Source organism: Loktanella salsilacus (assembly GCF_024206795.1).
In the GTDB taxonomy this organism is placed as follows: Bacteria; Pseudomonadota; Alphaproteobacteria; order Rhodobacterales; family Rhodobacteraceae; genus Loktanella; species Loktanella salsilacus.
Genome location: NZ_CP072994.1, coordinates 2,200,204 through 2,222,929, shown reverse-complemented (window position 1 = coordinate 2,222,929; position 22,726 = coordinate 2,200,204). Strand labels below are relative to the sequence as shown.

The 22,726-nt window shown below is 62.2% G+C and carries 19 protein-coding genes; 13 read left to right on the top strand and 6 right to left on the bottom strand.

The annotated features are described in order from the left end of the window. Positions 1-144: 144 nt before the first annotated feature. Positions 145-582, bottom strand: a complete 438-nt coding sequence (locus tag KBW81_RS10805; protein WP_254247175.1) for a PACE efflux transporter — start codon at positions 580-582, stop codon at positions 145-147. Positions 583-680: 98 nt separating this feature from the next. Next, on the bottom strand, positions 681-2,483 hold the full coding sequence (locus KBW81_RS10800; RefSeq protein ID WP_254247174.1) for a trypsin-like peptidase domain-containing protein: 1,803 nt from the start codon (positions 2,481-2,483) through the stop codon (positions 681-683). A 171-nt stretch (positions 2,484-2,654) separates the two neighbouring features. On the opposite strand from KBW81_RS10800, the gene KBW81_RS10795 reads away from it, so the two are divergent. The 8 genes from KBW81_RS10795 (at position 2,655) to glmM (ending at position 12,968) form a co-directional block, all read left to right on the top strand. Then, entirely contained in the window at positions 2,655-3,575 is a 921-nt protein-coding gene (locus KBW81_RS10795) for a glycine--tRNA ligase subunit alpha (RefSeq protein ID WP_090189318.1), read from the top strand. Beyond that, a complete protein-coding gene (locus KBW81_RS10790) occupies positions 3,572-4,099 on the top strand; it encodes a DUF6446 family protein (RefSeq protein WP_254247173.1) in 528 nt (175 codons plus the stop codon). Before KBW81_RS10795 ends, KBW81_RS10790 begins: the two co-directional genes overlap by 4 nt. After that, on the top strand, positions 4,099-6,147 hold the full coding sequence (gene glyS / locus KBW81_RS10785) for a glycine--tRNA ligase subunit beta (protein WP_254247172.1): 2,049 nt from the start codon (positions 4,099-4,101) through the stop codon (positions 6,145-6,147). Before KBW81_RS10790 ends, glyS begins: the two co-directional genes overlap by 1 nt. A 139-nt stretch (positions 6,148-6,286) precedes the next feature. Then, positions 6,287-8,821 (top strand): putative PEP-binding protein, encoded by a 2,535-nt coding sequence (locus tag KBW81_RS10780; RefSeq protein ID WP_254249048.1) that lies wholly within the window; start codon positions 6,287-6,289, stop codon positions 8,819-8,821. Positions 8,822-8,959: 138 nt separating this feature from the next. Continuing rightward, entirely contained in the window at positions 8,960-9,634 is a 675-nt protein-coding gene (locus KBW81_RS10775) for a cell wall hydrolase (protein ID WP_254247171.1), read from the top strand. 63 nt (positions 9,635-9,697) lie between these two features. Next, positions 9,698-10,621 (top strand): dihydroneopterin aldolase, encoded by a 924-nt coding sequence (locus KBW81_RS10770; protein WP_254247170.1) that lies wholly within the window; start codon positions 9,698-9,700, stop codon positions 10,619-10,621. Beyond that, positions 10,618-11,625, top strand: coding sequence for a dihydropteroate synthase (gene folP, locus KBW81_RS10765; protein ID WP_254247169.1), 1,008 nt, complete (start codon positions 10,618-10,620; stop codon positions 11,623-11,625). The genes KBW81_RS10770 and folP overlap by 4 nt, the downstream gene beginning before the upstream one ends. Next, the gene (glmM, locus tag KBW81_RS10760) at positions 11,625-12,968 is read left to right on the top strand and encodes a phosphoglucosamine mutase (protein WP_254247168.1); all 1,344 of its coding nucleotides are present in this window, start codon (positions 11,625-11,627) and stop codon (positions 12,966-12,968) included. The genes folP and glmM overlap by 1 nt, the downstream gene beginning before the upstream one ends. 74 nt (positions 12,969-13,042) lie before the next feature. Here the strand turns inward: glmM and KBW81_RS10755 are convergent, their stop codons facing one another. Further along, positions 13,043-13,957, bottom strand: coding sequence for a DMT family transporter (locus KBW81_RS10755; protein ID WP_090189329.1), 915 nt, complete (start codon positions 13,955-13,957; stop codon positions 13,043-13,045). Between the two features lie 158 nt (positions 13,958-14,115). Between KBW81_RS10755 and KBW81_RS10750 the strand changes: the two genes are divergently transcribed. Next, positions 14,116-15,522, top strand: coding sequence for an aldehyde dehydrogenase family protein (locus tag KBW81_RS10750; RefSeq protein ID WP_254247167.1), 1,407 nt, complete (start codon positions 14,116-14,118; stop codon positions 15,520-15,522). A gap of 48 nt (positions 15,523-15,570) precedes the next feature. On the opposite strand, the gene ilvC is transcribed toward KBW81_RS10750, so the two are convergent. Further along, the gene (gene ilvC / locus KBW81_RS10745) at positions 15,571-16,593 is read right to left on the bottom strand and encodes a ketol-acid reductoisomerase (protein ID WP_090189418.1); all 1,023 of its coding nucleotides are present in this window, start codon (positions 16,591-16,593) and stop codon (positions 15,571-15,573) included. A 133-nt stretch (positions 16,594-16,726) separates the two neighbouring features. On the opposite strand from ilvC, the gene KBW81_RS10740 reads away from it, so the two are divergent. The 3 genes from KBW81_RS10740 to KBW81_RS10730 all read left to right on the top strand — a co-directional run bounded on the left by KBW81_RS10740 (position 16,727) and on the right by KBW81_RS10730 (position 18,831). Continuing rightward, on the top strand, positions 16,727-17,182 hold the full coding sequence (locus tag KBW81_RS10740; protein ID WP_090189333.1) for an Lrp/AsnC family transcriptional regulator: 456 nt from the start codon (positions 16,727-16,729) through the stop codon (positions 17,180-17,182). After that, positions 17,182-17,631, top strand: a complete 450-nt coding sequence (locus tag KBW81_RS10735) for an Lrp/AsnC family transcriptional regulator (protein ID WP_090189335.1) — start codon at positions 17,182-17,184, stop codon at positions 17,629-17,631. Before KBW81_RS10740 ends, KBW81_RS10735 begins: the two co-directional genes overlap by 1 nt. A 66-nt stretch (positions 17,632-17,697) precedes the next feature. Then, positions 17,698-18,831, top strand: coding sequence for an aminotransferase class V-fold PLP-dependent enzyme (locus KBW81_RS10730; protein WP_254249047.1), 1,134 nt, complete (start codon positions 17,698-17,700; stop codon positions 18,829-18,831). Here the strand turns inward: KBW81_RS10730 and KBW81_RS10725 are convergent. After that, positions 18,828-20,018 carry an FAD-dependent monooxygenase gene (locus KBW81_RS10725; RefSeq protein ID WP_254247166.1) on the bottom strand — a complete coding sequence of 397 codons (1,191 nt, stop codon included), beginning with the start codon at positions 20,016-20,018 and terminating at the stop codon, positions 18,828-18,830. The two genes, KBW81_RS10730 and KBW81_RS10725, sit on opposite strands and share 4 nt — an antisense overlap. A 109-nt stretch (positions 20,019-20,127) precedes the next feature. Between KBW81_RS10725 and KBW81_RS10720 the strand changes: the two genes are divergently transcribed. Beyond that, positions 20,128-20,781 (top strand): GntR family transcriptional regulator, encoded by a 654-nt coding sequence (locus KBW81_RS10720; protein WP_090189341.1) that lies wholly within the window; start codon positions 20,128-20,130, stop codon positions 20,779-20,781. On the opposite strand, the gene KBW81_RS10715 is transcribed toward KBW81_RS10720, so the two are convergent. Beyond that, on the bottom strand, positions 20,735-22,651 hold the full coding sequence (locus tag KBW81_RS10715; protein ID WP_254247165.1) for a glycosyltransferase family 2 protein: 1,917 nt from the start codon (positions 22,649-22,651) through the stop codon (positions 20,735-20,737). The two genes, KBW81_RS10720 and KBW81_RS10715, sit on opposite strands and share 47 nt — an antisense overlap. Positions 22,652-22,726: the final 75 nt, after the last annotated feature.

The window sequence follows — 22,726 nt, the reverse complement described above, 5'->3', positions numbered from 1 at the left end:
CTGTTTGCTGCATCTGCAAGATGAACAGGTAGGTAGGAGGGGGGTGCAGGCGGGGCAATCAACGCTTCTCTGACGCGAATTCTCTTTTGCGCGACGTATGTTACCGTTTTTACGGCTAGAAGTTGGGGGGCAGGCGGCGGTGCGCTAGTCCTGCGCGGCTGCCTGCTTCCATTCGGCCAGCGGAAACATCCAGTCATAGGCCCAGTTGAACGCAAAGGCATAGGCCATGTAAAACAGCGCAAATGACACGTCCATGACAAAGGCCTGCGCCAGCGTAATGCTAAGATACCACGCGATAAAGGGCATCAGCGCGATCAGCAGGCCGCCCTCGAACAGCACCGCGTGCAGCACGCGCACCCGGCGCGATTTCAGCGTATTGCCTGTGGTCCGCTTCAGCCACAGATCGAACAGGAAGTTATAGGCGACATTCCAAAGCATCGCGATCGTCGCGCTGACGACGCTGATCACGCCAATGTCGTGCATCGGCTGGTGGAATACGAAGGACGCGAGCGGAATAACCAGCATCAAGGCGAGAACCTCGAAGCTGATGGCGTGACGGATACGGTCGGCTAAAGTGCGCATGACACCCTCTGATTAGGTGCTGGGTCGTCCCGGCTATGATCATGTCTCAGAGGTCGTCCTCGCCCCTTACATGGCCGTTTCCCCGCGCAACTTCAAGCCTACCAACAGCTGACCAGCACCGTGCTTTCGGCGGCGCGCAGGGTCAGGGTTTCGGGGGGCATAAAGGCCAGCGTGTCCGTGGTGTCAGTCGCGATCCCGGCATCAGACAGGGCCGCGACAATCCGGTCAGCATCGATGATAAAGCTGACGTCAGGCGGCAGCAGCTGGCCGTCCTGCGCGACCTTTGGCAGCAGCATCCCCAGCACCGCGCCGCCGTTATCGAACACTGGCCCGCCTGCGTCGCCGTCACGGGCGGTCAGGGTCAGACGCTTCAGGTCTTCTTCGCCATTCAGGCCGCGAATATCGGCCAGGCGGCCAAAGGTCAGCGTCGGCGTCACCAGCACACCGCCGTACGGATAACCCGCGACGGCGATTTCGGTCTGCAAGCGCGGGACCTGCGTTTGGAACGCGGCGACAGATTGGGGCGACAGCGCCTCATCCGGGGTCAGCACGGCGATGCCAAGGTCTGTATCGGTCATGGTGACCGTGGCCGGGTGGCTGCCGTCGATGCTGATTTCTTCGCAGGATTCCACAGCCATCGCATCGGTCAAAACGCGGCCTTGCATGTCGATATAGAACCCGGTGCGCGACGTTTTAGGTTTGCGGATTTGCAGGCCAGCCACCAGATCAATCGCCTGATCCTCGTCCGGGCTGGCAATTGCGGGGTCCAGCACGCCGTCGATGGCGTTAAAGCTGCCCTTCATCTCGTCCCGAATGCGGTCAAAGCGCGCAGAATCGCCTGCGGGCCAGACAAGGGCGAACCCTTTGATCTGTCCGTCCTCAAGCTGGGCCGAGACGTAGGATTGGACCTCTGCGCTTGTGCCCGCGATTTCAAAGCTGGCGTCCTTGCGGCTACGCTCGCCCTCTGGCGGGAAAATCGCCAAGGTTTGCAGGATTTCATAAAGGCCAAACAGGCGGTTCTGGTCGCCACTTTGGCTGATCAGCAGCACCTGCGCGGGAATGTCGCCCTTGGGACCAAAACGGGCAAAGGGCGGCTCGTATTCGGTAAAGCTGACAGCGCCGGTGGGGATCAGGACCTCGACCCCGGCGGCTGTGTCGCGCACCAGTTGCAGGTTCATGCCGTCCAGTACGCTGTTATACGCGCCCACCAACTGCGCGCGCTGCGCGGTGGTCAGCACGCCTGTGGGCGCAAAGCCTTGCGCCAGCTGCCATGCCTCCATCGCGCCGCGGGTGCCGCGGCCAAAGGCACCGTCAACGGCGGCGTCATAGAAACCAGCCCAGCCAAGGGCGGTTTGCAGCAGCTCTTTTTCGTCTTGGGTCAACGCCTGTTCGGACACCCGGGCGTCTTGCACGGATTCCTCTGGAATAGCCTCAACTTCAGGGGCGGGTTCCGGTGCGGCTGGGGCTGCATCAACGACTTGCGGTGCGGCATCTTCAACAGCCGGGGCGGTTTCGGCCTCTGCCTTTGCCGCAGGGGCAGGTGCGGTCACGGGCGGGCGGGCGTCGCCCGGCGCCGGCCAATACTGATCGCCAAAGCGCTCTCCGTTCGTCAGGAACGCATCGGACGGGGCCAGACCCGCTTGCCGCATCTCGCGCAGGGCAGCTGTGGCGGCCTCTCGGCTCGCATAGGGGCCCATGACGACGGCAAACCAGCTGCGGCCAAGCCGGTAGCCAAAGACATTTTCCGTCTGGCTGGCATAGACCCGCACCCGCGTATCGGCGGCGGTCTGGGTCGGTTGCGCTTCTAGCTGAATATAGGTGCCGCTCGCGGCCTGTGCGAAAGCGATTTGGGACGTCAGGCTAAAGCTTGCGGCTGCAATCCAGATTGCCAATGGTTTCATCTGCTTACAGTCCTTCATAACTTCGCACACATCACTCGCGCGCGCTTTTACCAGACACGCCCCTGCTTGCAGCACAATTCGGCGTGTTCCCGCGCAAATTAAGGCGCTGTGGCACGATTGACCCTGTGGCCTGCGCGGCCTATGCAACACCGACTTTGCAAAGAGGGCGAGATGTCAGGCCAACCGCGCAGTTTTCAAGAGATCATCCTGCGGCTTCAGTCCTACTGGGCCGCGCAGGGCTGCGCCATGCTGCAGCCTTACGACATGGAGGTCGGTGCAGGCACCTTCCACCCCGCCACGACCCTGCGGGCGCTGGGATCAAAGCCGTGGGCCGCGGCCTATGTGCAGCCATCGCGCCGCCCCACCGACGGGCGCTATGGCGAAAACCCGAACCGGTTGCAGCACTATTACCAGTATCAGGTCATCATCAAACCAAGCCCGCCGAACCTGCAGGATCTGTACCTTGGCTCGCTCAAGGCGATCGGCATCGACGCATCGGTGCACGATGTGCGCTTTGTCGAAGATGACTGGGAATCCCCGACGCTGGGCGCTTGGGGCCTTGGCTGGGAGGTCTGGTGCGACGGCATGGAAGTGTCGCAGTTCACCTATTTCCAACAGGTCGGGGGCCATGATTGCAGCCCCGTGTCGGGCGAATTGACCTACGGGCTAGAGCGTTTGGCGATGTATGTGCTTGGCGTCGATCACGTCATGGATATGCCGTTCAACGACCCGGACGCGCCGACACCGCTGACCTATGGCGACATCTTTTTGCAGACCGAACAGGAATACGCCCGTTGGAACTTTGACGTGGCCGACACCGACACGCTGCTGCAGCACTTTAAGGATGCAGAGGCCGAATGTGCCCGTATTTTGGATCAGGACGCCGTCGATCCGAAGACAGGCAAGACCATTCGCATGGCGCATCCGGCTTATGACCAAGCGATCAAGGCCAGCCATCTGTTCAACCTGCTCGACGCGCGCGGCGTGATTTCGGTCACCGAACGCCAAGCCTATATCGGCCGGGTGCGCAATCTGGCCAAGGCCTGCGCTGATGCCTTTGTGCAGACGCCCGCAGGCGGTGCCGCCGCATGATCGCGAAAATTTGGATTATCTTCATCATGTTGACAGCCCTGATCGCCGGTGCCGCCCTGTATTATCTGCAGGTCTATGCCTATTACGTCGAAATCGCACCGCAGGACGCAAATGTGCAACTTGTGTCCCTGACCAGTGGCGACGCAGAGCCGATTGCGTTCGATAACTTCAAGGCGATCGACAGCGACAGCAGCCCACTGCGCTACCGCGCCTGCTATGACATGCCCGCTAGCCTTGCGATGCTGACGGAAACTTACCAGATCGCCGACGACGCCGAACCCCGCGTCGCGCCGGGCTGGTTCGACTGCTTTGACGCGAACCAAATTGGTGACGATATCCAAGCGGGCGTTGCCGTCGGCTTTGTTGGCCAGAATGACGTAAAATACGGCATCGACCGCATCGTCGCCGTCTACCCCGATGGCCGGGCCTATGCTTGGCACCAAATCAACGCCTGCGGCGAGGTCGTCTTTGACGGCAACCCCGCCCCCGAAGGCTGCCCAACCCCGCCAGAAAGCACGCGCTGATGCCTGATCTTCTGATTGAACTCTTCTCTGAAGAAATCCCCGCCCGCATGCAGGCGCAAGCCGCCGCCGATCTGCAGAAGCTGGTCACGAATGGTCTGGTCGAGGCTGGCCTGACCTACGCCGCCGCCGCCGCCTTTGCGACGCCGCGCCGTTTGGTGCTGTCGATTGAAGACCTGACCGCAGAAAGCCGCGCCGTGCGCGAAGAGCGTAAGGGCCCCAAGGTCGGCGCGCCGGAAAAGGCGCTTGAAGGGTTCCTGAGATCCACCGGGCTGACGATTGATCAGCTGGAACAGCAAGAGGACAAAAAAGGCGCGTTCTACGTCGCCGTGATCGATAAGCCGGGCCGCAAAGCCGCCGAGATTATCGCCGAAGTGCTGGAACAAACGATCCGCAATTTCCCGTGGCCCAAGTCGATGCGCTGGGGCAACGGCACCCTGCGCTGGGTCCGCCCGCTGCATACGATCCTATGCATCCTTGTCGGTGACGACGGGGCAGAGGTCGTGCCGATGGATGTCGACGGCATCGTCGCTGGCAACACCACACGCGGCCACCGCTTTATGGGGCCGGACGCATTTTCTGTAACCTCTTTCGAGGATTACGAGGCGAAGCTAAAGCGCGCCAAGGTCATGCTGCGCGCAGAAGAGCGCGCCGATGCGATCTGGCAGGACGCCACATCGCAGGCCTTTGCGAACGGCCTCGACGTGGTCGAAGATCGCGGTCTGCTGGCCGAAGTCGCAGGTCTTGTCGAATGGCCCGTCGTGCTGATGGGCCGGATTGACGACCAGTTTCTGGACTTGCCGGCAGAGGTTTTGCAGACCTCGATGAAAGAGCATCAGAAGTTCTTCTCTGTCCGTGATGCGAAATCGGGACGGATCGAACGCTTTATCACCGTGGCCAACATCGAAACCGCCGACGATGGCGCGACGATTTTGAACGGTAACCAGCGCGTGCTGTCTGCCCGTTTGGCGGATGCAAAGTTCTTCTGGGACAATGACTTGCGGGTCGCTAAGGCTGGCATGCAGCCTTGGCTGGACGGTCTGGCCAATGTCACATTCCACAACAAACTGGGCAGCCAGCGCGACCGGATCGACCGGATCGCCGCCCTAGCGCGCGACATCGCGCCCGTTGTTGGGGCTGATGCGGACCAAGCGTTCGAGGCTGCACAGATCGCCAAGGCTGACCTGCGGTCCGAAATGGTCGGGGAATTCCCCGAACTTCAAGGGCTTATGGGCCGTTACTATGCGCTCGCCGCTGGCCGCGCCGAGGCCGTCGCCGCCACGTCCGAGGCGCATTGGAAGCCGCAAGGCCCGTCCGACATGGTCCCCACAGCGCCCGTATCCGTCGCCGTCGCGCTGGCTGACAAGCTGGACACCTTGACCGGCTTCTGGGCGATCGACGAAAAGCCGACGGGTTCCAAAGACCCCTTTGCGCTGCGCCGTGCCGCCCTTGGCGTCATTCGCCTCGTGCTGGAAAACAACCTGCGCCTGCCGCTGAACCGGATTTTCGGTGAAAATTCTTGGTCTCCGTCGCTGCTGGCCTTTTTCCACGACCGCCTGAAGGTCTATCTGAAAGACCTGAACATCCGCCATGACGTCATCGATGCCTGCATCGCAATGCCGGGCAGCGACGACCTGACGTTGTTGGTCAAGCGCGCAAAGGCGTTGCAAGCGACGTTGGAGACTGACGACGGTGAAAACCTGATCCAAGGCTTCAAACGCGCCAACAATATTCTGACGCAGGCCGAAGAAAAGGACGGCGTCGAATACTCTTATGGCGCGGACATCAAATTCGCCGAAGATCCGGCTGAAAAGGCGCTGTTCACAGCCCTTGATACCGCCGAAGCCCAGATCGCCCCAGCGATGGAGGCCGAGGATTTCGGCGCAGCGATGGCGGCGATGGCCACATTGCGCGGCCCGATTGACCAGTTCTTTACCGATGTGCAGGTAAATGCCGAAAGCCAGATCTTGCGACGCAATCGCCTGAACATGCTGTCGCGCATTCGCCAGATCTGTCTGTCAGTGGCCGATCTGACCAAAATCGAAGGCTAACGCTGCGACGAAAGTCTAACGGCGTTACCTTTTCTTTACACACGCTCATGCTGCACCCTATGCTGCGTGTGAACAAAGGATCGCCGCAGTGCAGCAAATCGACTTTCAGGACGTGACATTGATCACGCCAACCGCAGCCATGTCAGCGGCCGTACACGGCGGGCGCGCCAAATGCTTGCAGCGGCTCATCCGCCTTGGCATGCCAGTGCCGACAACGCTCGCGCTATCATTCGATGCGGTCTTGCAGATTGCCAAAGGGCATTTGCCAGATTTGGCTGCAATGCTGGACCCCTTTGGGCCAAGTCCCTTGCTATCCGTGCGGCCGTCTTCGCAAGACCCTGACTGGGGCGGGCCGGGGGCGATCCTGAATATCGGCATGAACGACGAAAGCCACGCCGCACTGTCCAAGCGCGTGGGCGAGGCAGCGGCAACGGCGCTTTATGTTCGATTTGTGCAATCTTATGCAATCCACGTGGTCCGATTGGACCCTGATGTGTTCGATTTTCCCAACCTTTCGGATGCGAGCGTTCTGCGCGCCGCGCTTGAAACCTTTGAAGCAGAGGCTGATGAGCCTTTTCCTCAGGATGTCTCGGTCCAGTTGTCCGAAGTTTTGCGGTCGATGGCGCGCGCTTGGGACGGCACGAGTGCCCGCCTGCTGCGCGAGGCGAAAGGCGCACCCGTCGATGCGGGCCTAGGTTTGGTTGTGCAGGCGCTCGCGTTAGGGGTTGGCGCGGATGAAAGCGGCTCTGGCGTTATTCAGTTCGTCAGCTCTGCCACGGGGCAGCCACAGATTATTGGCCGCTACCTGAGTCAAAGTCAGGGCCGCGAGGCGCTGAATGACCGCGCAGGCGCGATTTACCTGACCTCTGACCCGCGCGGCCCCGCGCTAGAGGATATTAGTCCTGATAATTTCGCAGCGCTTGTCAGTTACGGCGCGATTGCCCGGACCCGTCTGCGCGAAGAGATGCAGATCGAATTTACGTTAGAAGACAACGTGCTGCACATCCTAGACGCGGTGCGCATCCAGCGGTCTAGCCGCGCATTGGTGCAAATTGCTGTGGCGCTTGCCACGGATGAAGTGATCCCGCGCGAAGAAGCCGTGATGCGCGTGCCGCCCAATGCGTTGTCCGAAATGCTGCACCGGCAAGTCGACCCCTCTGCCATCCGCGACATCATTGTGCGCGGCATCGGGGCTAGCCCCGGCGCGGCGACGGGCCGGATCGTATTGACCGCTGCCGAAGCGCAGGCCAGCGCGGCGCGCGGCGAGGCGTGTATTCTGGTCCGCCGAGAGACGACGCCAGAGGATATTCGCGGCATGCACGCGGCGCAGGCCGTGCTGACGATGCGCGGGGGAATCACCAGCCATGCCGCCGTGATCGGGCGCGGCCTTGGCGTGCCCTGCGTTGTGGGTGCGTCTGACCTGACGATCGACCGCAAGCGGCAGGAAATCGTGGCCCCCGGCGGGCGCCGATTCGCGTCCGGCGACACAATTACGGTGGATGGCACAACCGGAACGGTCCTTGCGGGTGCGCCAGACATGCTAGAGGCGACTTTGGACGATGCCTTTCAAACTTTGCTGGCTTGGGCCGATGATTTTCGTGACATTGGCGTGCGCGCCAACGCCGATACGCCCGCCGATGCGCAGACCGCCAGCAACTTTGCCGCCGAGGGAATCGGGCTGTGCCGGACGGAACATATGTTCTTTGAAGGTGACCGCCTTGGCGTGATGCGAGAGATGATTTTTGCCGAAACCGCCGATGATCGCCGGGTGGTTTTGGACCGTTTGATGCCCATGCAGCGCGCTGATTTCGTCAAGCTTTTCAGCATTATGGACGGGCGGCCCGTGACGATTCGCCTCTTTGATATGCCGCTGCACGAATTCCTGCCCTACGATAAGGCAGGCCAGCGCGATCTGGCGGAACAATTGGCCATGCCGGTCAGCATCGTGACCGACCGTGTGCAGGCGCTTTCGGAATATAACCCGATGCTGGGCATGCGCGGCGTGCGGCAGGGAATCGCTGTGCCCGAAATCTATGACATGCAGGCCCGCGCCATCTTTGAGGCGGTCGCCGATGTCGCCGGGCGCGGCCTTCCGGTGCAGCCAGAGATCATGATTCCCTTGATCAGCGCCATGCGCGAGGTCGAGCTGATCAAGGGCCGCATCGACGCCATCGCAGCAGCCGTGCAACGCGAGACGGGGGTCAGCTTTGCCTTCAAGCTTGGCGTTATGGTCGAAACACCCCGGGCCGCATTGCGGGCGCAGGATATCGTTAAGTATGCATCGTTTTTATCGTTTGGAACGAACGACTTAACGCAGATGACCTATGGTCTATCCCGCGACGATGCGGGGCGCTTTATGTCTGCATATGTGCAGCAAGGCGTCTATGAAGAGGACCCTTTTCACACGCTGGACCTTGATGGCGTAGGAGAGCTTTTGGCAATTGGCGCGGCGCGTGGCCGGGCCGGGCGGCCTGATGTTGTGGTTTCGATTTGCGGCGAACATGGCGGTACGCGGGCCGCGATCGGATTCTGCAGGACTCAAAAATTCAATTATGTCTCCTGTTCTCCGTTTCGGGTGCCGCTTGCGCGACTTTCCGCCGCCCAACTGGCGCTGGCAGAGCAGATGCCCGCAGGTGGGCGCCGTGCGACCATGCCGCCAATCTCAATGAAATAAGGTGAATCGGGCGCGGATTTAGGGGCCAAGACAGGTACGGCAAGAATCTGCCAGCCCCAAAGGTGGACCATCAGATAAATTTTCCCTATGACGACGCGGCCTGTACGGGGCTGACCGTGCGGAATGAAAGCCCGACTGATGACCATCACCCTGCGCCGCACGCTGATTGCAGCGATTACCCTTGTCAGCGTTTCGATCGCCGCACCAGCGTCCGCTGAAGAAGTGATCTCTGCCCGGTTGGGTGCGGTTTTGGGTCAAGAACGTCAGGCCTTGCAAATTGTTCCCGATACCCGCCTGTCTGCGTTGACGGCCGTTCCCGAAAGCGCCCGGCGCAACGCGATGCCAACGGACGGCGATGCGGTCATGACGGAGTCGTTTTTGTCCACCATGACCACGCCCAAGGGTAATTCCGAATGGGAATGCCTGGCCGATGCCCTGTATTTCGAGGCACGCGGCGAATCGCTTCAGGGCATCTTTGCCGTGGGCGAGGTGATTATGAACCGCGTCGACAGTGCCGAATACCCCAACACGATCTGCGGTGTGGTGCATCAGGGCACGGGCCGGAAATTTGCCTGCCAGTTTACGTGGACTTGCGACAACAACTCTGACGCTATCGGCAATCCAGCCGCCTTTGGCCGCGTCGGCAAGGTTGCCAAGCTGCTGGTCGACGGTCTGCCGCGCCGCCTGACGTCTGGCGCGACGCATTACCACACCAAAGCCGTGCACCCGTCCTGGGCGAACCGCTTTCCACGCACCGCCAGCATTGGCGCGCATTACTTCTATAAGCAGCCCACGCGCAGCGCCTCGAACTAAGGTTCCTTGCGGCCTTGCGGTGTCGGCGTTATGCCGACGCCATCACAAAACGCGGGGCAGGGCATGACCGACGACATTCGACTGGCCTTTGCGCACCCGTCAGAGCGGGCCGCTGCCAGCACCGATATCCCCTATGACCGGATTTCCCTGCGGGATTATGTGGTCGAGGTCGAAATCGGTGCCTTTCAGCAGGAACGCGGCCACCTGCAGCGTGTGCGTTTCAACGTCGTGGTCGAGGTGTTGCCGCAGACTGGCCCCATCGACGACGACGTCGACCGTATCCTGTCCTATGACCGCGTGACCGAAGCCATCGGCGAAGAGCTGAAGGCAGAGCGGATCAACCTGCTGGAAACCCTCGCGGCGCGTGTTGCGGAACGCATCTTGCTGGAACCGCAGGCCGAGCGGGTGTTCGTGCGCATCGAAAAGCTGGATCGCGGTCCGTTTTCGCTGGGCGTTGAAATCATGCGCGCGCGCGGCGGTGACCGCGCAGCCGGGCAGGAACACGCCGTCGCCCCGCATCCGCGCGTGCTGTTCTTGTCGCAAGAGGCGGTGCATGCCGATCACCTGACCGGCTGGCTGGATCAGGCGATCGCAATGGACGCCCCGCTGATCGTGTGCGTCGGCGCGGCTGACAGCCCCGCCCCGCAGGCCCGCCACGCCTTGGCCCAGCGGCGGATTGATTTGCTGGCGATTGAGCAAAACGCGTGGGTCTTGGCCGCCCGCGATCCGCGCTTGATTGTGGTTGGCAGCCGGACGGAACTGGATTGGGCGATGAAAAACGGCCAGACCTGTATCTGGGCCCCGTCTAAAATCGTGCTCGATGCTGTCGACGGGCCGTCAGCGGGATCACAGGACACGGCGGCCTTGGTCGCGTGGTTTGCTGGCCAGATGGACGCGGCAGAACTGGTCTTGATTGGCGCGGACACACCGCAGGGCGCACCCGTGCCAGCACGGTCTTTACCTGTCGATGCGCCGCGCCTGACATGAGCCTTTATTACCGCCCGCTGCCGCAGCTAGACGCCGCGCGTCCGGCTGACGCCCTGACCCTTGCGGGGGGCTGGTGCTGGTTCGACCGGGTCGAGGTCTTGTCCCGCACCGCGCCGCACCGGATTGTTCCCGCCGCTGATGTGCCCCAAGACGTGCTGCTGCGCCTGACCGCGCCGCGTGCGCCGGTCGCAGGGCTGGGCATGGGCCAAGTGCAGATCATGGGCATCCTGAACGTGACGCCGGACAGTTTTTCCGACGGCGGTTCCTTCATTGCCCCCGATGCGGCGCTGGCCCAAGCCTTTGCGATGCAGGCGGATGGCGCAAGTATCATCGACGTTGGCGGCGAAAGCACACGGCCCGGCGCAGCGCTCGTGCCCGATGCCGAAGAGCTTGCCCGCACCGCCCCGGTGATCGCCGCCCTGCGCGAACATAGCGACATCGCGATCTCTATCGATACGCGCAAAGGCGGTGTTGCGCGCGCGGCGGTCGCTATGGGGGCGGGCCTGATCAACGATGTCTCTGCCATGACCTGGGACCCGCAGATGGCGCAGATTGCGGCGGATAGTGGCCAGCCGATCTGCCTGATGCATGCCAAGGGTGACCCCGAAACGATGCAGTTGGGCCCGCAGTACGACGACGTGGTCCTAGATGTCTTTGACTATCTGGCAGGCCGCATTGCCGTGGTAGAGGCAGCGGGTATCCCCCGGGATCGCATCGTCGTCGATCCGGGCATCGGATTTGGCAAGACGCAAGAGCATAACCTTGCCCTATTGCGGCGTCTGTCGCTGTTCCACGCCTTTGGCTGCCCGATCTTGCTGGGCGCTTCGCGCAAGCGGTTCATTGGCACGATCACAGGGGCGCAGGCGGCGGCGGACCGGATGGCGGGCTCGCTTGCGGTGACATTGGCAGGCGTGGCGCAGGGGGTGCAAATCCACCGTGTGCACGATACAAAAGAGGCAAAAGCGGCCTGTGATATGGCCCGCGCCCTACGAGGACAGGACTAATGGCAGATAAGATTTTCGGAACCGATGGCATTCGCGGCAAGGCCAACGCCTATCCCATGACCGCCGATATGGCCCTGCGCATCGGGGCTGCTGCGGGTCGTTATTTCCGCAATGACGGGTCCAACGGGCACCGCGTTGTGATCGGTAAGGACACGCGCCTGTCGGGCTATATGTTCGAAAACGCGCTGACGGCGGGTCTGACCAGCACGGGCATGAACGTGCTGCTGCTGGGACCGGTGCCAACGCCTGCGGTGGGGCTGCTGACCAGTTCGATGCGGGCGGATATGGGGATTATGATCTCTGCCAGCCACAACCCGCACCACGACAACGGGATCAAGTTCTTCGGCCCTGACGGTTTCAAACTGTCGGACGCCGCAGAAGAGGAAATTACCCGTCTGGTTTTTGACGGGGTGGAGCCTGCGCAGGCGAACAATATCGGCCGCGCGAAGCGGATCGACGATGGCCGTTTTCGCTATGCGGAACGGCTCAAGGCGATTTTCCCAGCGGGTATGCGGCTGGACGGTCTGAAGGTCGTGATCGATTGCGCCAATGGCGCGGGTTACAAAGTCGCGCCAGAGGTGCTGTGGGAGCTGGGGGCCACGGTCATCCCTGTGGGCACCGCGCCGAACGGGTACAACATCAACGATGGTTGCGGCTCTACCGATACGTCGGCTGCGGCGAAGGCGATTATCAGCCACGGTGCGGATGTGGGCATCTGTCTGGATGGCGACGCGGACCGGGTGATGATCCTAGACGAGACGGGCCGCGTGGCTGACGGCGATCAACTGATGGCGCTGATGGCGCATCGCTGGGCGCAAGCGGGCAAGCTGGCGAATGGCACGCTGGTCGCGACTGTGATGTCGAACCTAGGGCTAGAACGCTATTTAGAGGCGCAGGGGCTGAGGCTGGAGCGCACGAACGTCGGCGACCGCTATGTGGTCGAGGCAATGCGCAAGTCGGGCCATAATCTGGGCGGTGAACAGTCAGGCCACATCGTGATGACCGACTATGCCACCACGGGTGACGGCCTGCTGGCGGGCCTGCAATTTCTGGCTGCGATGATCGAGACGGGCCAGCCCGCATCAAGCCTGACCCATAGCTTTGAAACCGTGCCGCAAATGCTGAAAAACGTGCGCTACGCCGCTGGCAGTGATCCTTTGGCAGCGCAGGCGGTGCAGGACTGTATTGCAGCCGCCGAGGTGCAGCTGGTCGGCAAAGGGCGGCTGCTGATCCGGAAATCTGGAACCGAGCCGCTTATTCGCGTCATGGCGGAATGCGAGGACCCAAATTTGCTGTTGCAGGTCGTGGACGGGATTGTCGACGAAGTTTCGCGGGCGGGGTGAGTTTAAGGCATTGGCGGACTGGGGCTCTGCCCCAGACCCCGAGGTATTTCCGACCAGAAGAAGGGTGGCCCGGGTCAGGCGCGGGCGAAGAGTTTGCGCAGGCTGCCCCATTGGCTGATTGCGAGGCCGCAGAGGATCAGGGCAAGGGCTGCGAAAAAGCGGAGCGGCAGCGTTTCTGACAAGATCAGCGCACCGCATAGGACCGACCACAGCGGGACTTGATAGTTCACCAGCGTCATAAAGACCGAGCCTGCCGAGCGGATCACGATGACGCGCAGGAGTGTGGCAAGGGCTGTGGGAAACAGGCCGAGGAATACGATGGCGGCCATGTGCAGCGGCGCGGCGGGGCCGGGGACCCCCTCGAACAGCAGCATGGCGGGGATCAGCACGGCAGAGCCGACGCCGAGGGTCAGCGCGCCCAGCACAATCGGGTCGATTGGCGGACAGCGCCGCGTCATGATGCTGGCGATGGCATAAGAGCCTGCGGCGGTCAGGCAGGCGAGTTGGCCCAGCGGCTCCATCCCCGATCCGATACGCAGCACGCCGGGGCCGATCAGAACCAGCGCGCCCAAGAAACCCACGCAGACGCCGATCAGGCGGCGGGTGGAGAGCGGCTCGTCGCTGAAAATATGCGCCAAGGGCAGAACGAAAAGCGGCAGCGCCGCCATCGAAATTCCGGCGAAGGCAGAAGGCACATATTGTTGCCCCCACGACAGCAGGGCAAAGGGCAGCGCCGTGTTCAGCACGCCAATGAAGGCAAGGTATTTGATCAGGCGCGGCGTGAACTCTGGCCAAGGGCGGCGCATGGCCGCTTGCAGTATAAAGAGCGCCAGCGCGCCAAGCGATGTGCGTGCGCAGGCGACAGTCAGCGGGCCGTAGCCCTGCAAAGCCACGGCGACGACCATGAATGTGCCGCCCCAGATGACGCCTAATAGCCCGATCGAGGCCCAGTTGCTGGTGGTCGGGGCGGAGGCTTGGGCGGCTTGCATGGGGATGGGCAACTTTGGATTGGGAACTGGCCCTGCCTAGCGCAGGATTGCGGGCATGGGAACGCGCAAAGGGGGCGCGCGTGCCAAAGTGTCGGGCTAGGCCGCGCCGTGACGACGCGTTAGACTTGATTGCTGCGCGCAAGCAGGGATCATGGGGCATGACACAAACACATCAAGATCTTGCGGCCCTGTTTGCCGCGCATAAGGCGGCGGTTCCCGCGCGCCGCGTATCCTTTGATCGGCATGCGCGGCTGGCGGCTTTGGCGAAGCTGCGCCAAGCAGTGCTGGACCGGCAAGACGATATCATCGCCGCACTGGCCGCCGATTTCGGCAAACACCCGGTAGAGGTGCGTCTGACAGAAATCCTGCCCATTTTGCAGGACATCAGCCATGCCCGTCGCCACTTGCGGCGCTGGATGCGGCCGCGGCGGGTGTTGCCGACGCTGATGATGATCGGCACCTCTGCCCGGATCGAGGCGCAGCCGCGCGGTGTCGCGCTGATTATCGCGCCGTGGAATTTTCCGTTTCAACTGGCGCTCGGGCCATTGGTGTCGGCGCTAGCCGCTGGGTGTAGCGCGATTATCAAGCCGTCAGAGATGACGCCTGCGACCTCTGCGCTGATTGCGGACATGGTCGCGGACTGCTTTGCGCCGGATCTGGTGGCGGTGGTTCAAGGCGGGGTAGAGGCCTCGACGCAGCTGCTCGCGCTGCCGTTTGACCATATTTTCTTTACCGGCAGTCCGGCGGTGGGCAAGATCGTGATGGCGGCGGCGGCCAAGTCACTGGCTTCGGTCACGTTAGAGCTAGGCGGAAAGTCCCCGGTGATTGTCGGGCCGGATGCGAATATTGCGAAGGCTGCAAAGTGGATCGCTTGGGGGCGGTTCATCAATGCGGGGCAGACCTGCGTCGCGCCGGACCATGTGTTTGTGCATGCCAGCCAGCGCGCGGCGCTCACGGATGCGCTGCAGGGGCGGATTGCGGCGATGTACGGGGCTGATCCCGCGACGTCACCCGCTTTGGCGCGGATTGTCGATGATCGCAATTTCGCGCGGGTGACCGGGCTGATCGCGGACGCGGTCAAGGCCGGGGCGAAGGTTGTCGCGGGCGGACAGGCCGACAGGGGCGCGCGGCGGCTGGCACCGACATTGCTAGAACAGACCGCTGCAGACATGGACGTCAGCCGCGAGGAAATCTTTGGCCCTGTGCTGCCGCTTATTCCCTATGATGATCTGGATGTCGTGCTAGAGCGTATCAATGCTGGCCCGCATCCGCTGGCGCTTTATGTCTTTGGCAGCAAGGGGTTGGCGGGTGAAGTTGTTGCTGGGACCACGTCGGGTTCTGTCGGGGTTAACCTGACGGTCATGCCTGTTATCCACGGTAATCTTCCGTTTGGCGGGGTGGGCACGTCGGGCATGGGGGCGGCGCATGGGCAGGCGGGCTTTGCTGCGTTCAGCCATATGCGGCCCGTGCTGCGGAACCGCTTTCTGCCGATGTCGCTGCTGTTTCCGCCCTATACGGGGCGGGTGAAAAAGCTGGCCAAACTGGTGCAGCGCCTTGTGCAATAAAAAAGGCCCGCCAGAGTGGCGGGCCTTTTCGTTACTTATCCGGTCGGATTAGTTTTTCGCCTTGTCGACCATACGGCCGGCAGAGATCCAAGGCATCATGGCGCGCAGCTTGGCACCGACGACTTCGATCTGGTGCTCGTCGTTCGAGCGGCGCGAGGCTTTGATGGTGGGCTGGCCCACAACGTTTTCCTGCATGAAGTCACGCACGAACTTGCCGTTCTGGATGTCCGTCAGCACGTCTTTCATGCGCTTCTTGGTTTCCTCGTAGGGCAGGATGCGCGGGCCGGACACGTACTGGCCGTATTCTGCGGTGTTCGAGATCGAGTAGTCCATGTTGGCGATGCCGCCTTCATAGATCAGGTCAACGATCAGCTTCACTTCGTGCAGGCACTCGAAATAGGCCATCTCGGGCTCGTAGCCAGCTTCGACCAGCGTCTCGAAGCCCATACGGATCAGTTCGACCAGACCGCCACACAGGACAGCTTGTTCGCCGAACAGGTCGGTTTCGCATTCCTGACGGAAGTTGGTTTCAATGATGCCGGAACGACCGCCGCCGATGGCAGAGCAATAGGACAGGCCGATTTCCATCGCCTTGCCGGTTGCGTCCTGGTGGACAGCCACCAAGCAGGGCACGCCGCCGCCTTTGGTGTATTCGCCGCGGACCGTGTGGCCTGGGCCTTTTGGCGCCATCATGATGACGTCGATGCCGGGCTTGGTTTCGATCAGGCCGAAGTGGATGTTCAGGCCGTGGGCGAAAGCGATGGCAGAGCCGTCCTTCAGGTTGTCGTGGACGTACTTCTTATACGTCTCGGCCTGCAGCTCGTCCGGCATGGTGAACATGATGACATCGCACCATGCGGCAGCTTCGGCGATGCCCATGACTTTGAGGCCTTCGCCTTCGGCTTTCTTGGCCGAGGGGGAGCCTTCGCGCAGGGCGACGACGAGGTTCTTCGCACCCGAATCGCGCAGGTTCAGCGCATGGGCGTGGCCCTGAGAGCCGTAGCCCAGAATGGCGACTTTTTTGTCCTTGATCAGGTTCACGTCGCAATCGCGGTCGTAGTAAACGCGCATGGGGAATATCCCTTGGTTGGTTGCATTGAAGCGCACAATATGGATTTTCGCGGTCGGCGATAGGTCGATTTTTTGAGTATTTTTGGCAAGATGATATATATCATGCGCGAGATTGGCATTTTTCGGGATATTCATGCTTGATGACAAGGACAGGGCGCTTTTGCGCCGATTGCAGGCAGATCCAAGCCTGACGGTGCCCGAACTGGCGGCCCTTGCTGGTGTGACGGCGGGGCAGGCGGCGCGGCGGCTGGACCGGATGACGGATCAAGGGTTGATCCGGGGGCAGACGGCGGTGATCGACTGGGCCAAGCTGGGCTATCCACTGCAGGTCAGTCTGCGTGTGACGCTGGATAAGACAGTGCCAAGCGCCTTTGACGCCTTTCTGGCGGCAGCGCGCGAGGTGGCGGAGGTGCTGGAAATCCAGACCTTCCTTGGCCGTGTTGATGTGCGGCTGGTCTTGGTGGCGCGGGATTTGAAGCATTATCAGACGCTGTACCGGGACCGCATCCTTGCCTTGCCGCATATCGCGGATATCGAGGCTTTGATGGATGTGGCAGCGGTCAAATCGGACGAGAGGTTGCCGCTGTGATGCTGGACGAGACGGACCGCGCCTTGCTGACCTTGCTGGTGGCGGACGCCGGACAATCGGCCAGCGCGCTGGGGCGGCAGCTGGGGTTAAGCCAGCCTGCAACGTGGCGGCGCATCAAACGGCTGCAAGAGGCGGGGATCCTGACCGGGCGGCGGCTGTTGCTGGACGCGGAAAAGCTGGGATTTGGCGTGACGGTTTTTCTTGGGATCAAGCTGGCGACCAAGGGCCGCGTCGGGATGGAGGATTTCGAGCGCGCCGTTGGCGGCATCCCAGAGGTGCAGGTCGTCACGCATGTCTTGGGACTTTACGACTACCGCCTGCGCGTTGTGGCGCGGGATCTGGCGGACTTTGAACGCGTGCTGCGGCGGCGGATCATGACGCTGCCCGGCGTCGGCAACGTCGAGGCAAATGTCATGCTAAGCGAGGAACGCCGCCCCGGACCGCTGTAGGCGCAGATAGCTTTTGCCAGAGGCCGCTTTCCGGCCTAGCTGTTGCGGCAACGCAAGGAGAGTATGATGAACACTGCCGCCCCCCGCACCCCCGTCGATCCCGATGGCCTGATGGAATTTTCCGTTGTCTTTACCGACCGCTCGCTTAATTCCATGAGCAAGGTTTTTCAGCAGGTGATGCGGGATGTGTCCGGTATGTTGAAGGACGTCTATAAGGCCGACGCGATTGCGATTGTGCCCGGCGGTGGCACCTTTGCGATGGAGGCTGTCGCGCGGCAGTTTGGCACCGGGGCACATTGCTTGATCGTGCGGAACGGTTGGTTTTCCTATCGCTGGTCGCAGATTTTCGACATGGGCGGTTTTGCTGCTGAAACGACCGTCAAGATGGCGCATCAGACCGGCAACGACAGCCGCGCGCCCTTTGCGCCCGCACCGATTGCGGATGTCGTGCAGGCGATCCGGGATGCGAAGCCCGATGTGGTGTTTGCGCCGCATGTGGAAACGAGCGCGGGGATGATCCTGCCGGATGACTACCTGAAAGCGATGGCCGATGCCGCGCATCAGGTCGGCGCGATCATGGTGCTGGACTGCATCGCGTCCGGCTGCATCTGGGTCGATATGAAGGCGACGGGCGTGGACGTGCTGATCTCTGCCCCGCAAAAGGGCTGGTCCGCGACGCCTTGCGCGGGTCTGGTGATGCTGTCGGATCGCGCGGCAGAGCGGTTAGAGGCGACGACGTCGAACAGCTTTGCCGGGGATTTGAAAAAGTGGCGGCAGATCATGAAGGCCTACGAGGACGGCGGCCATGCCTATCACGCGACGATGCCCACGGACGGGCTGCGCGATCTGCGTGATACGATGATTGAATCGCGGGACTATGGCTTTGAGCGGCTGATGGCCGCGCAGTGGGAGTTGGGCCGCGGCGTGCGGGCGCATTTGGCCGATATGGGCGTTGCGTCAGTTGCGGCGCAAGGGTTCGAGGCCCCCGGCGTCGTGGTCAGCTATACCGATGATCCGGCGGTCAAGTCTGGCGCGGCTTTTGTCGCCGAGGGTATGCAGATCGCTGCTGGCGTGCCGTTGCAGGTGGGCGAGCCTGCAGATTTCATGACCTTTCGGCTGGGGCTGTTCGGGCTGGACAAGCTTTACGATGTGCCAGCTACCTTGGACCGCTTGCTGCCGGTGTTGACCCGCGTCCTTTAGGACGCGCCAAGGCCCAGCTTCATCAACCGATGGCGAATGGGCGCTGCATCGTGCAGCGCCTTGACGCCCATGGCCCGCAGATCGTGGATCAATGGGTTGGCTGCCATCGACGTGCGGTTTAGGGCGTCGATGCCCGTCACCCGCAGGCGCATATCGCTGTGCCGGGCCTTTTCATAGGCTGCCAGCATCGCAGGCTGACCAAGCGTGTCACGGTTTCCGACCGCCAGGTCCAGCAGGCTTGCCATATCGGCCAGCGACATATTCAGGCCCTGCGCTCCGATGGGCGGCATGACATGCGCCGCCTCTGCCACCAGCGCGGTGCGGGGGGCGGTGATGCGATCCGCGATCTGGGTGATGATCGGCCAGACCGACCGTTTGCCGACCAGCGTTAGCGGGCCATTCACGCCTGCGCTGCGGGTGTTCGCGGCGGCGGTAAAGGCGGCATCATCCAGCGCCATCAGCGCAGCGATTTTGGGCCCGGTATCCATCCAGACGACGGAGGAGCAGGGCTGGCCATCGACATCGGGCAAGGGCACCAGCGTGAACGGGCCGCCGTCGCGGTGCACCTCGGTCGAGATGCCGCCGTGCGGCTGCGGGTGCGTGACCGCAAAGGTCACAGCCTTTTGGCCATAGCGAGTGGTCGCGGCGTCGATATCATTCGCCTGCCGCACCGCCGAATTGCGACCATCTGCACCGATGACCAGTTTGGCTGATACTTGCGTTCCATCACTCAGCCGGACCAGCGCCTGATCCAGCCGCGCCACCATACTGGCGAAACCGGTGCCCGTGCGCAGGGTCACGTTTGGCATCTGCGCGATCCGGTCGACCATCACCCGGCGCAGCAGCCAGTTCGGCAGGTTCCAGCCAAAGGGCGCGTCGGAAATGTCATCGGCGACGAAATCACGGGTGGTCGCAGGCTCTTTTGCGGCGTCCACGATGCGCATGACGTCCAGCGCCGTGGCGTGGGGGGCTAGCGCCTCCCACAGACCGGCGCGGTCCAGAAACGCTTTGGCGGGCTGCAGGAATGCGGTGGTGCGCAAATCAGCGCCGCCTTGGGCGGCATCGGTCACGGGCGGGGCGGGGTCCACCACGATCACGTCAAAGCCGGCCGCGCCGAATGCAACCGCTGCGGCCAATCCAGCGACGCCGCCGCCGCTGATCACGATGTCTGTGCGAATTCTATCCATGTCCCTGATATAGGCCGCACTAGGCCATTGGGAAAGCCCGCGCCCTGCGACATCCTTGCCCGCCCGCCGTAATCGCGGCTATGGTCCGGCGAAGATATAAGGAAGCACGATGCAGGACCGCGCGACACCGCAAAAAGACGCCTATGCCCTGATATTGGAGGCGATCGATAGCCATTTTTACAAGCCGGGCGATCGGTTGGTGGAAAGCGAACTGGCCGACCGCCTTGGCGTCAGCCGCACCCCGGTGCGAGAGGCGTTGCAGCGGCTAGAGACGCAAAGCCTGCTGACCCGTGACGGGCGGTCATTGATCGTGGCGTCCTTGGATCATACGCAAATGGCAGAGCTATATGTTGTGCGCGGCACATTGGAAGGGCTCGCCGCGCGCCTTGCCGCCCGCCACGCCACGCCAGAAGAGGTCGCAGTGCTGCGCGATATGCTGCGGGCTGATCAGGCGCTGAAGAACGATCCAGACGCACTGGCCCGCGCCAATCGGCGGTTTCACAAGCAGATCCATTTGGCGTCGCATAACCGGTTTTTGGTGCAGCAGCTGGACCTTGTGCACCGATCCATGGCGCTGCTGGCGACGACATCCATCGCCGCCGAAGGGCGCGGCAGCGATACCTTGCAAGAACATGGCCGCATCGTCGAGGCGATTGCCGCTGGCGACGGCGAGGCGGCGGATGCGGCCCTGCGCGCCCACATCTCTGAGGCGTTTGTTACTCGGCTGCGGCTTGATGCGGCAAAGGTGGAGGCGGCTGACTAGGCTGCGGTCCATTCGCCGCCGCGGGTTTTGGCAGCAGGATGCCGTGGGCGGTTTTGTCCCAGTAAAACGGCTTCCACGTCAGCTCTAACAGGCCCTTGTAGACGGCTATGGCCCCGAGGGGGAAATACAGCTGCAAGGTCAGCGCCCATGGGGTCAGGCACGCCTTGCCTGCGCGGCGCAGGGCGAGGGCCGAGATGGCGAAATTCACCACTTCTGATGTGATAAATAGGCCGACCATAGTCCAAAAAGCCCAAGGCGGCAGCAGGTTCACCGCTGGATGGTGAAAGCCCAGCGGGATCAGCCAGAACGACCAGATCAGCGGTGCGAGCAGAAATTGCGAGAGCGTGCCCGCGAACAGGATCTGCACGCCCCAAAACCGCCGCGCCCCCAGATCACGCCAAAGCTGGGCGGGATTGCGCATATGGACGCAGTAGGTGACCGCATAGCCCTTAAGCCAGCGCGAGCGTTGCTTGACCCACGGCCAAAAGCGGCCATTCGCCTCTTCTTGGGTGACCGAGGGGATAAAGACAGTCTCGTACCCCGCGCGGGCAAGACGCAGGCCCAGATCCGCGTCTTCGGTCACGTTGTGGGCGTCCCAGCCGCCCAAGTTTTCCAGGATGTCGCGGCGAAAGAACAACGTCGTGCCGCCAAGGGGCACCACCAGCCCCATGCGCGCATAGCCGGGCAGCACGACGCGAAACCAGCTGGCATATTCAATCGTAAAGCAGCGCGTCAGCCAATTGGCGGCGCTGTTGTAGTAGTCCAGCACGCCTTGCAGGCAGGCGACTTTTGGCCCGGCATTTGCGAATGTTGCGGCGACGATATGCAATTGATCGGGGTCTGGCGCATCCTCTGCGTCATAAACGCCGATGATGCTGCCGCGTGCAAAATCCAAGGCATAGTTCAACGCACGCGGCTTGGTGCGCAGGGTGCCTTCGGGCACGATGATGGGGCGCATCCATGTCAGTAGGTGAGTGCGGCCAAGGGCGCGGCGGGTCGTGTCGTCGTTGTCTTCGAGCACCAGACACACATCAAGCCGTTCGCGGGGGTAATTCAGCGCCTCTAGCCGGGTGAGCAAATGTTCCGCGATGGCGCGTTCACGGTAAAGCGGGATCAGTAGGGTAATGACCGGCAGCTGCCCGCTGCCGCGGGGCGGAGGCTGCGGCGGACCCACACCGCAGAGCGCCGCTGCCGCCTTTACCGCGCCCGAGAGCACCAGCAAGATAACCGCAAGCGCCGACAACGCGGTGATGACGGCCACCGGGGCCAGCAGCGTCAGGCCCCCCAGCAAAACCGCGCCAAGGCAAGTTGCTTGCATTGCCCGGCCCGACTGCCAGCTTCGACTGCTTTGCGCGTCTGGCAGGCGCGTTTCGGCGCGGTGGGTCAGATCAGCGGCAAAGCTGTGCACCAGCGACGCACTGATCTGATCACGGGTACACAGCGCCATGCGGACGGGGCCAAAGACGTCTTGCAAGCCTTGGCGGTGCTGCAGAAAAACATCGTAGCAGGGGGCCAGTATTAGGGTGCAATTGCCAGTGGCCCGCCACGGCAGCACCATATGCGTCATCGCCCGCGCCGGACCGTAACGGCGCACAAGCGCGGTATGGGGGGGCTGCAACGCGGGATCGATGACGCGGGTGCCAAGCAGTTCGCCTTCTGCCATCAGCATGACGCGGGGCGAAACGCTGAACCGCGTGCGCAGCACATCCAGTACAGGAAGCTGTTCGTGCAGCGCGATATCGCGGGCCTGCCGGGCGGTTTTGGCACAGATATGCTGCGTGCTAAGCAGATGCCCGACCACCAGATCGGGACCGACATCTAAGGGGGCATCATGGCCGTGGGTGGGTGTGATCGTGGCGGAAACGTTCATGGCCCTGCTTTCACTGCAGGGCCATTTGGCAGATTGATCGTTAATTTGGCGTTAAATTAGGGTTAAGATGACCCT

Excerpts from the sequence above, each read along its gene's own strand:
- KBW81_RS10800 (WP_254247174.1), bottom strand. The coding sequence starts at position 2,483 with ATGAAACCATTGGCAATCTGGATTGCAGCCGCAAGCTTTAGCCTGACG.
- KBW81_RS10805 (WP_254247175.1), bottom strand. The coding sequence starts at position 582 with ATGCGCACTTTAGCCGACCGTATCCGTCACGCCATCAGCTTCGAGGTT.
- KBW81_RS10725 (WP_254247166.1), bottom strand. The coding sequence starts at position 20,018 with ATGGATAGAATTCGCACAGACATCGTGATCAGCGGCGGCGGCGTCGCT.
- KBW81_RS10795 (WP_090189318.1), top strand. The coding sequence starts at position 2,655 with ATGTCAGGCCAACCGCGCAGTTTTCAAGAGATCATCCTGCGGCTTCAG.
- KBW81_RS10755 (WP_090189329.1), bottom strand. The coding sequence starts at position 13,957 with ATGCAAGCCGCCCAAGCCTCCGCCCCGACCACCAGCAACTGGGCCTCG.
- KBW81_RS10790 (WP_254247173.1), top strand. The coding sequence starts at position 3,572 with ATGATCGCGAAAATTTGGATTATCTTCATCATGTTGACAGCCCTGATC.
- glyS (WP_254247172.1), top strand. The coding sequence starts at position 4,099 with ATGCCTGATCTTCTGATTGAACTCTTCTCTGAAGAAATCCCCGCCCGC.
- KBW81_RS10720 (WP_090189341.1), top strand. The coding sequence starts at position 20,128 with ATGCAGGACCGCGCGACACCGCAAAAAGACGCCTATGCCCTGATATTG.
- KBW81_RS10735 (WP_090189335.1), top strand. The coding sequence starts at position 17,182 with ATGCTGGACGAGACGGACCGCGCCTTGCTGACCTTGCTGGTGGCGGAC.
- ilvC (WP_090189418.1), bottom strand. The coding sequence starts at position 16,593 with ATGCGCGTTTACTACGACCGCGATTGCGACGTGAACCTGATCAAGGAC.
- KBW81_RS10770 (WP_254247170.1), top strand. The coding sequence starts at position 9,698 with ATGACCGACGACATTCGACTGGCCTTTGCGCACCCGTCAGAGCGGGCC.
- KBW81_RS10730 (WP_254249047.1), top strand. The coding sequence starts at position 17,698 with ATGAACACTGCCGCCCCCCGCACCCCCGTCGATCCCGATGGCCTGATG.
- KBW81_RS10750 (WP_254247167.1), top strand. The coding sequence starts at position 14,116 with ATGACACAAACACATCAAGATCTTGCGGCCCTGTTTGCCGCGCATAAG.
- KBW81_RS10775 (WP_254247171.1), top strand. The coding sequence starts at position 8,960 with ATGACCATCACCCTGCGCCGCACGCTGATTGCAGCGATTACCCTTGTC.
- folP (WP_254247169.1), top strand. The coding sequence starts at position 10,618 with ATGAGCCTTTATTACCGCCCGCTGCCGCAGCTAGACGCCGCGCGTCCG.
- KBW81_RS10715 (WP_254247165.1), bottom strand. The coding sequence starts at position 22,651 with ATGAACGTTTCCGCCACGATCACACCCACCCACGGCCATGATGCCCCC.
- KBW81_RS10740 (WP_090189333.1), top strand. The coding sequence starts at position 16,727 with ATGCTTGATGACAAGGACAGGGCGCTTTTGCGCCGATTGCAGGCAGAT.
- KBW81_RS10780 (WP_254249048.1), top strand. The coding sequence starts at position 6,287 with ATGTCAGCGGCCGTACACGGCGGGCGCGCCAAATGCTTGCAGCGGCTC.
- glmM (WP_254247168.1), top strand. The coding sequence starts at position 11,625 with ATGGCAGATAAGATTTTCGGAACCGATGGCATTCGCGGCAAGGCCAAC.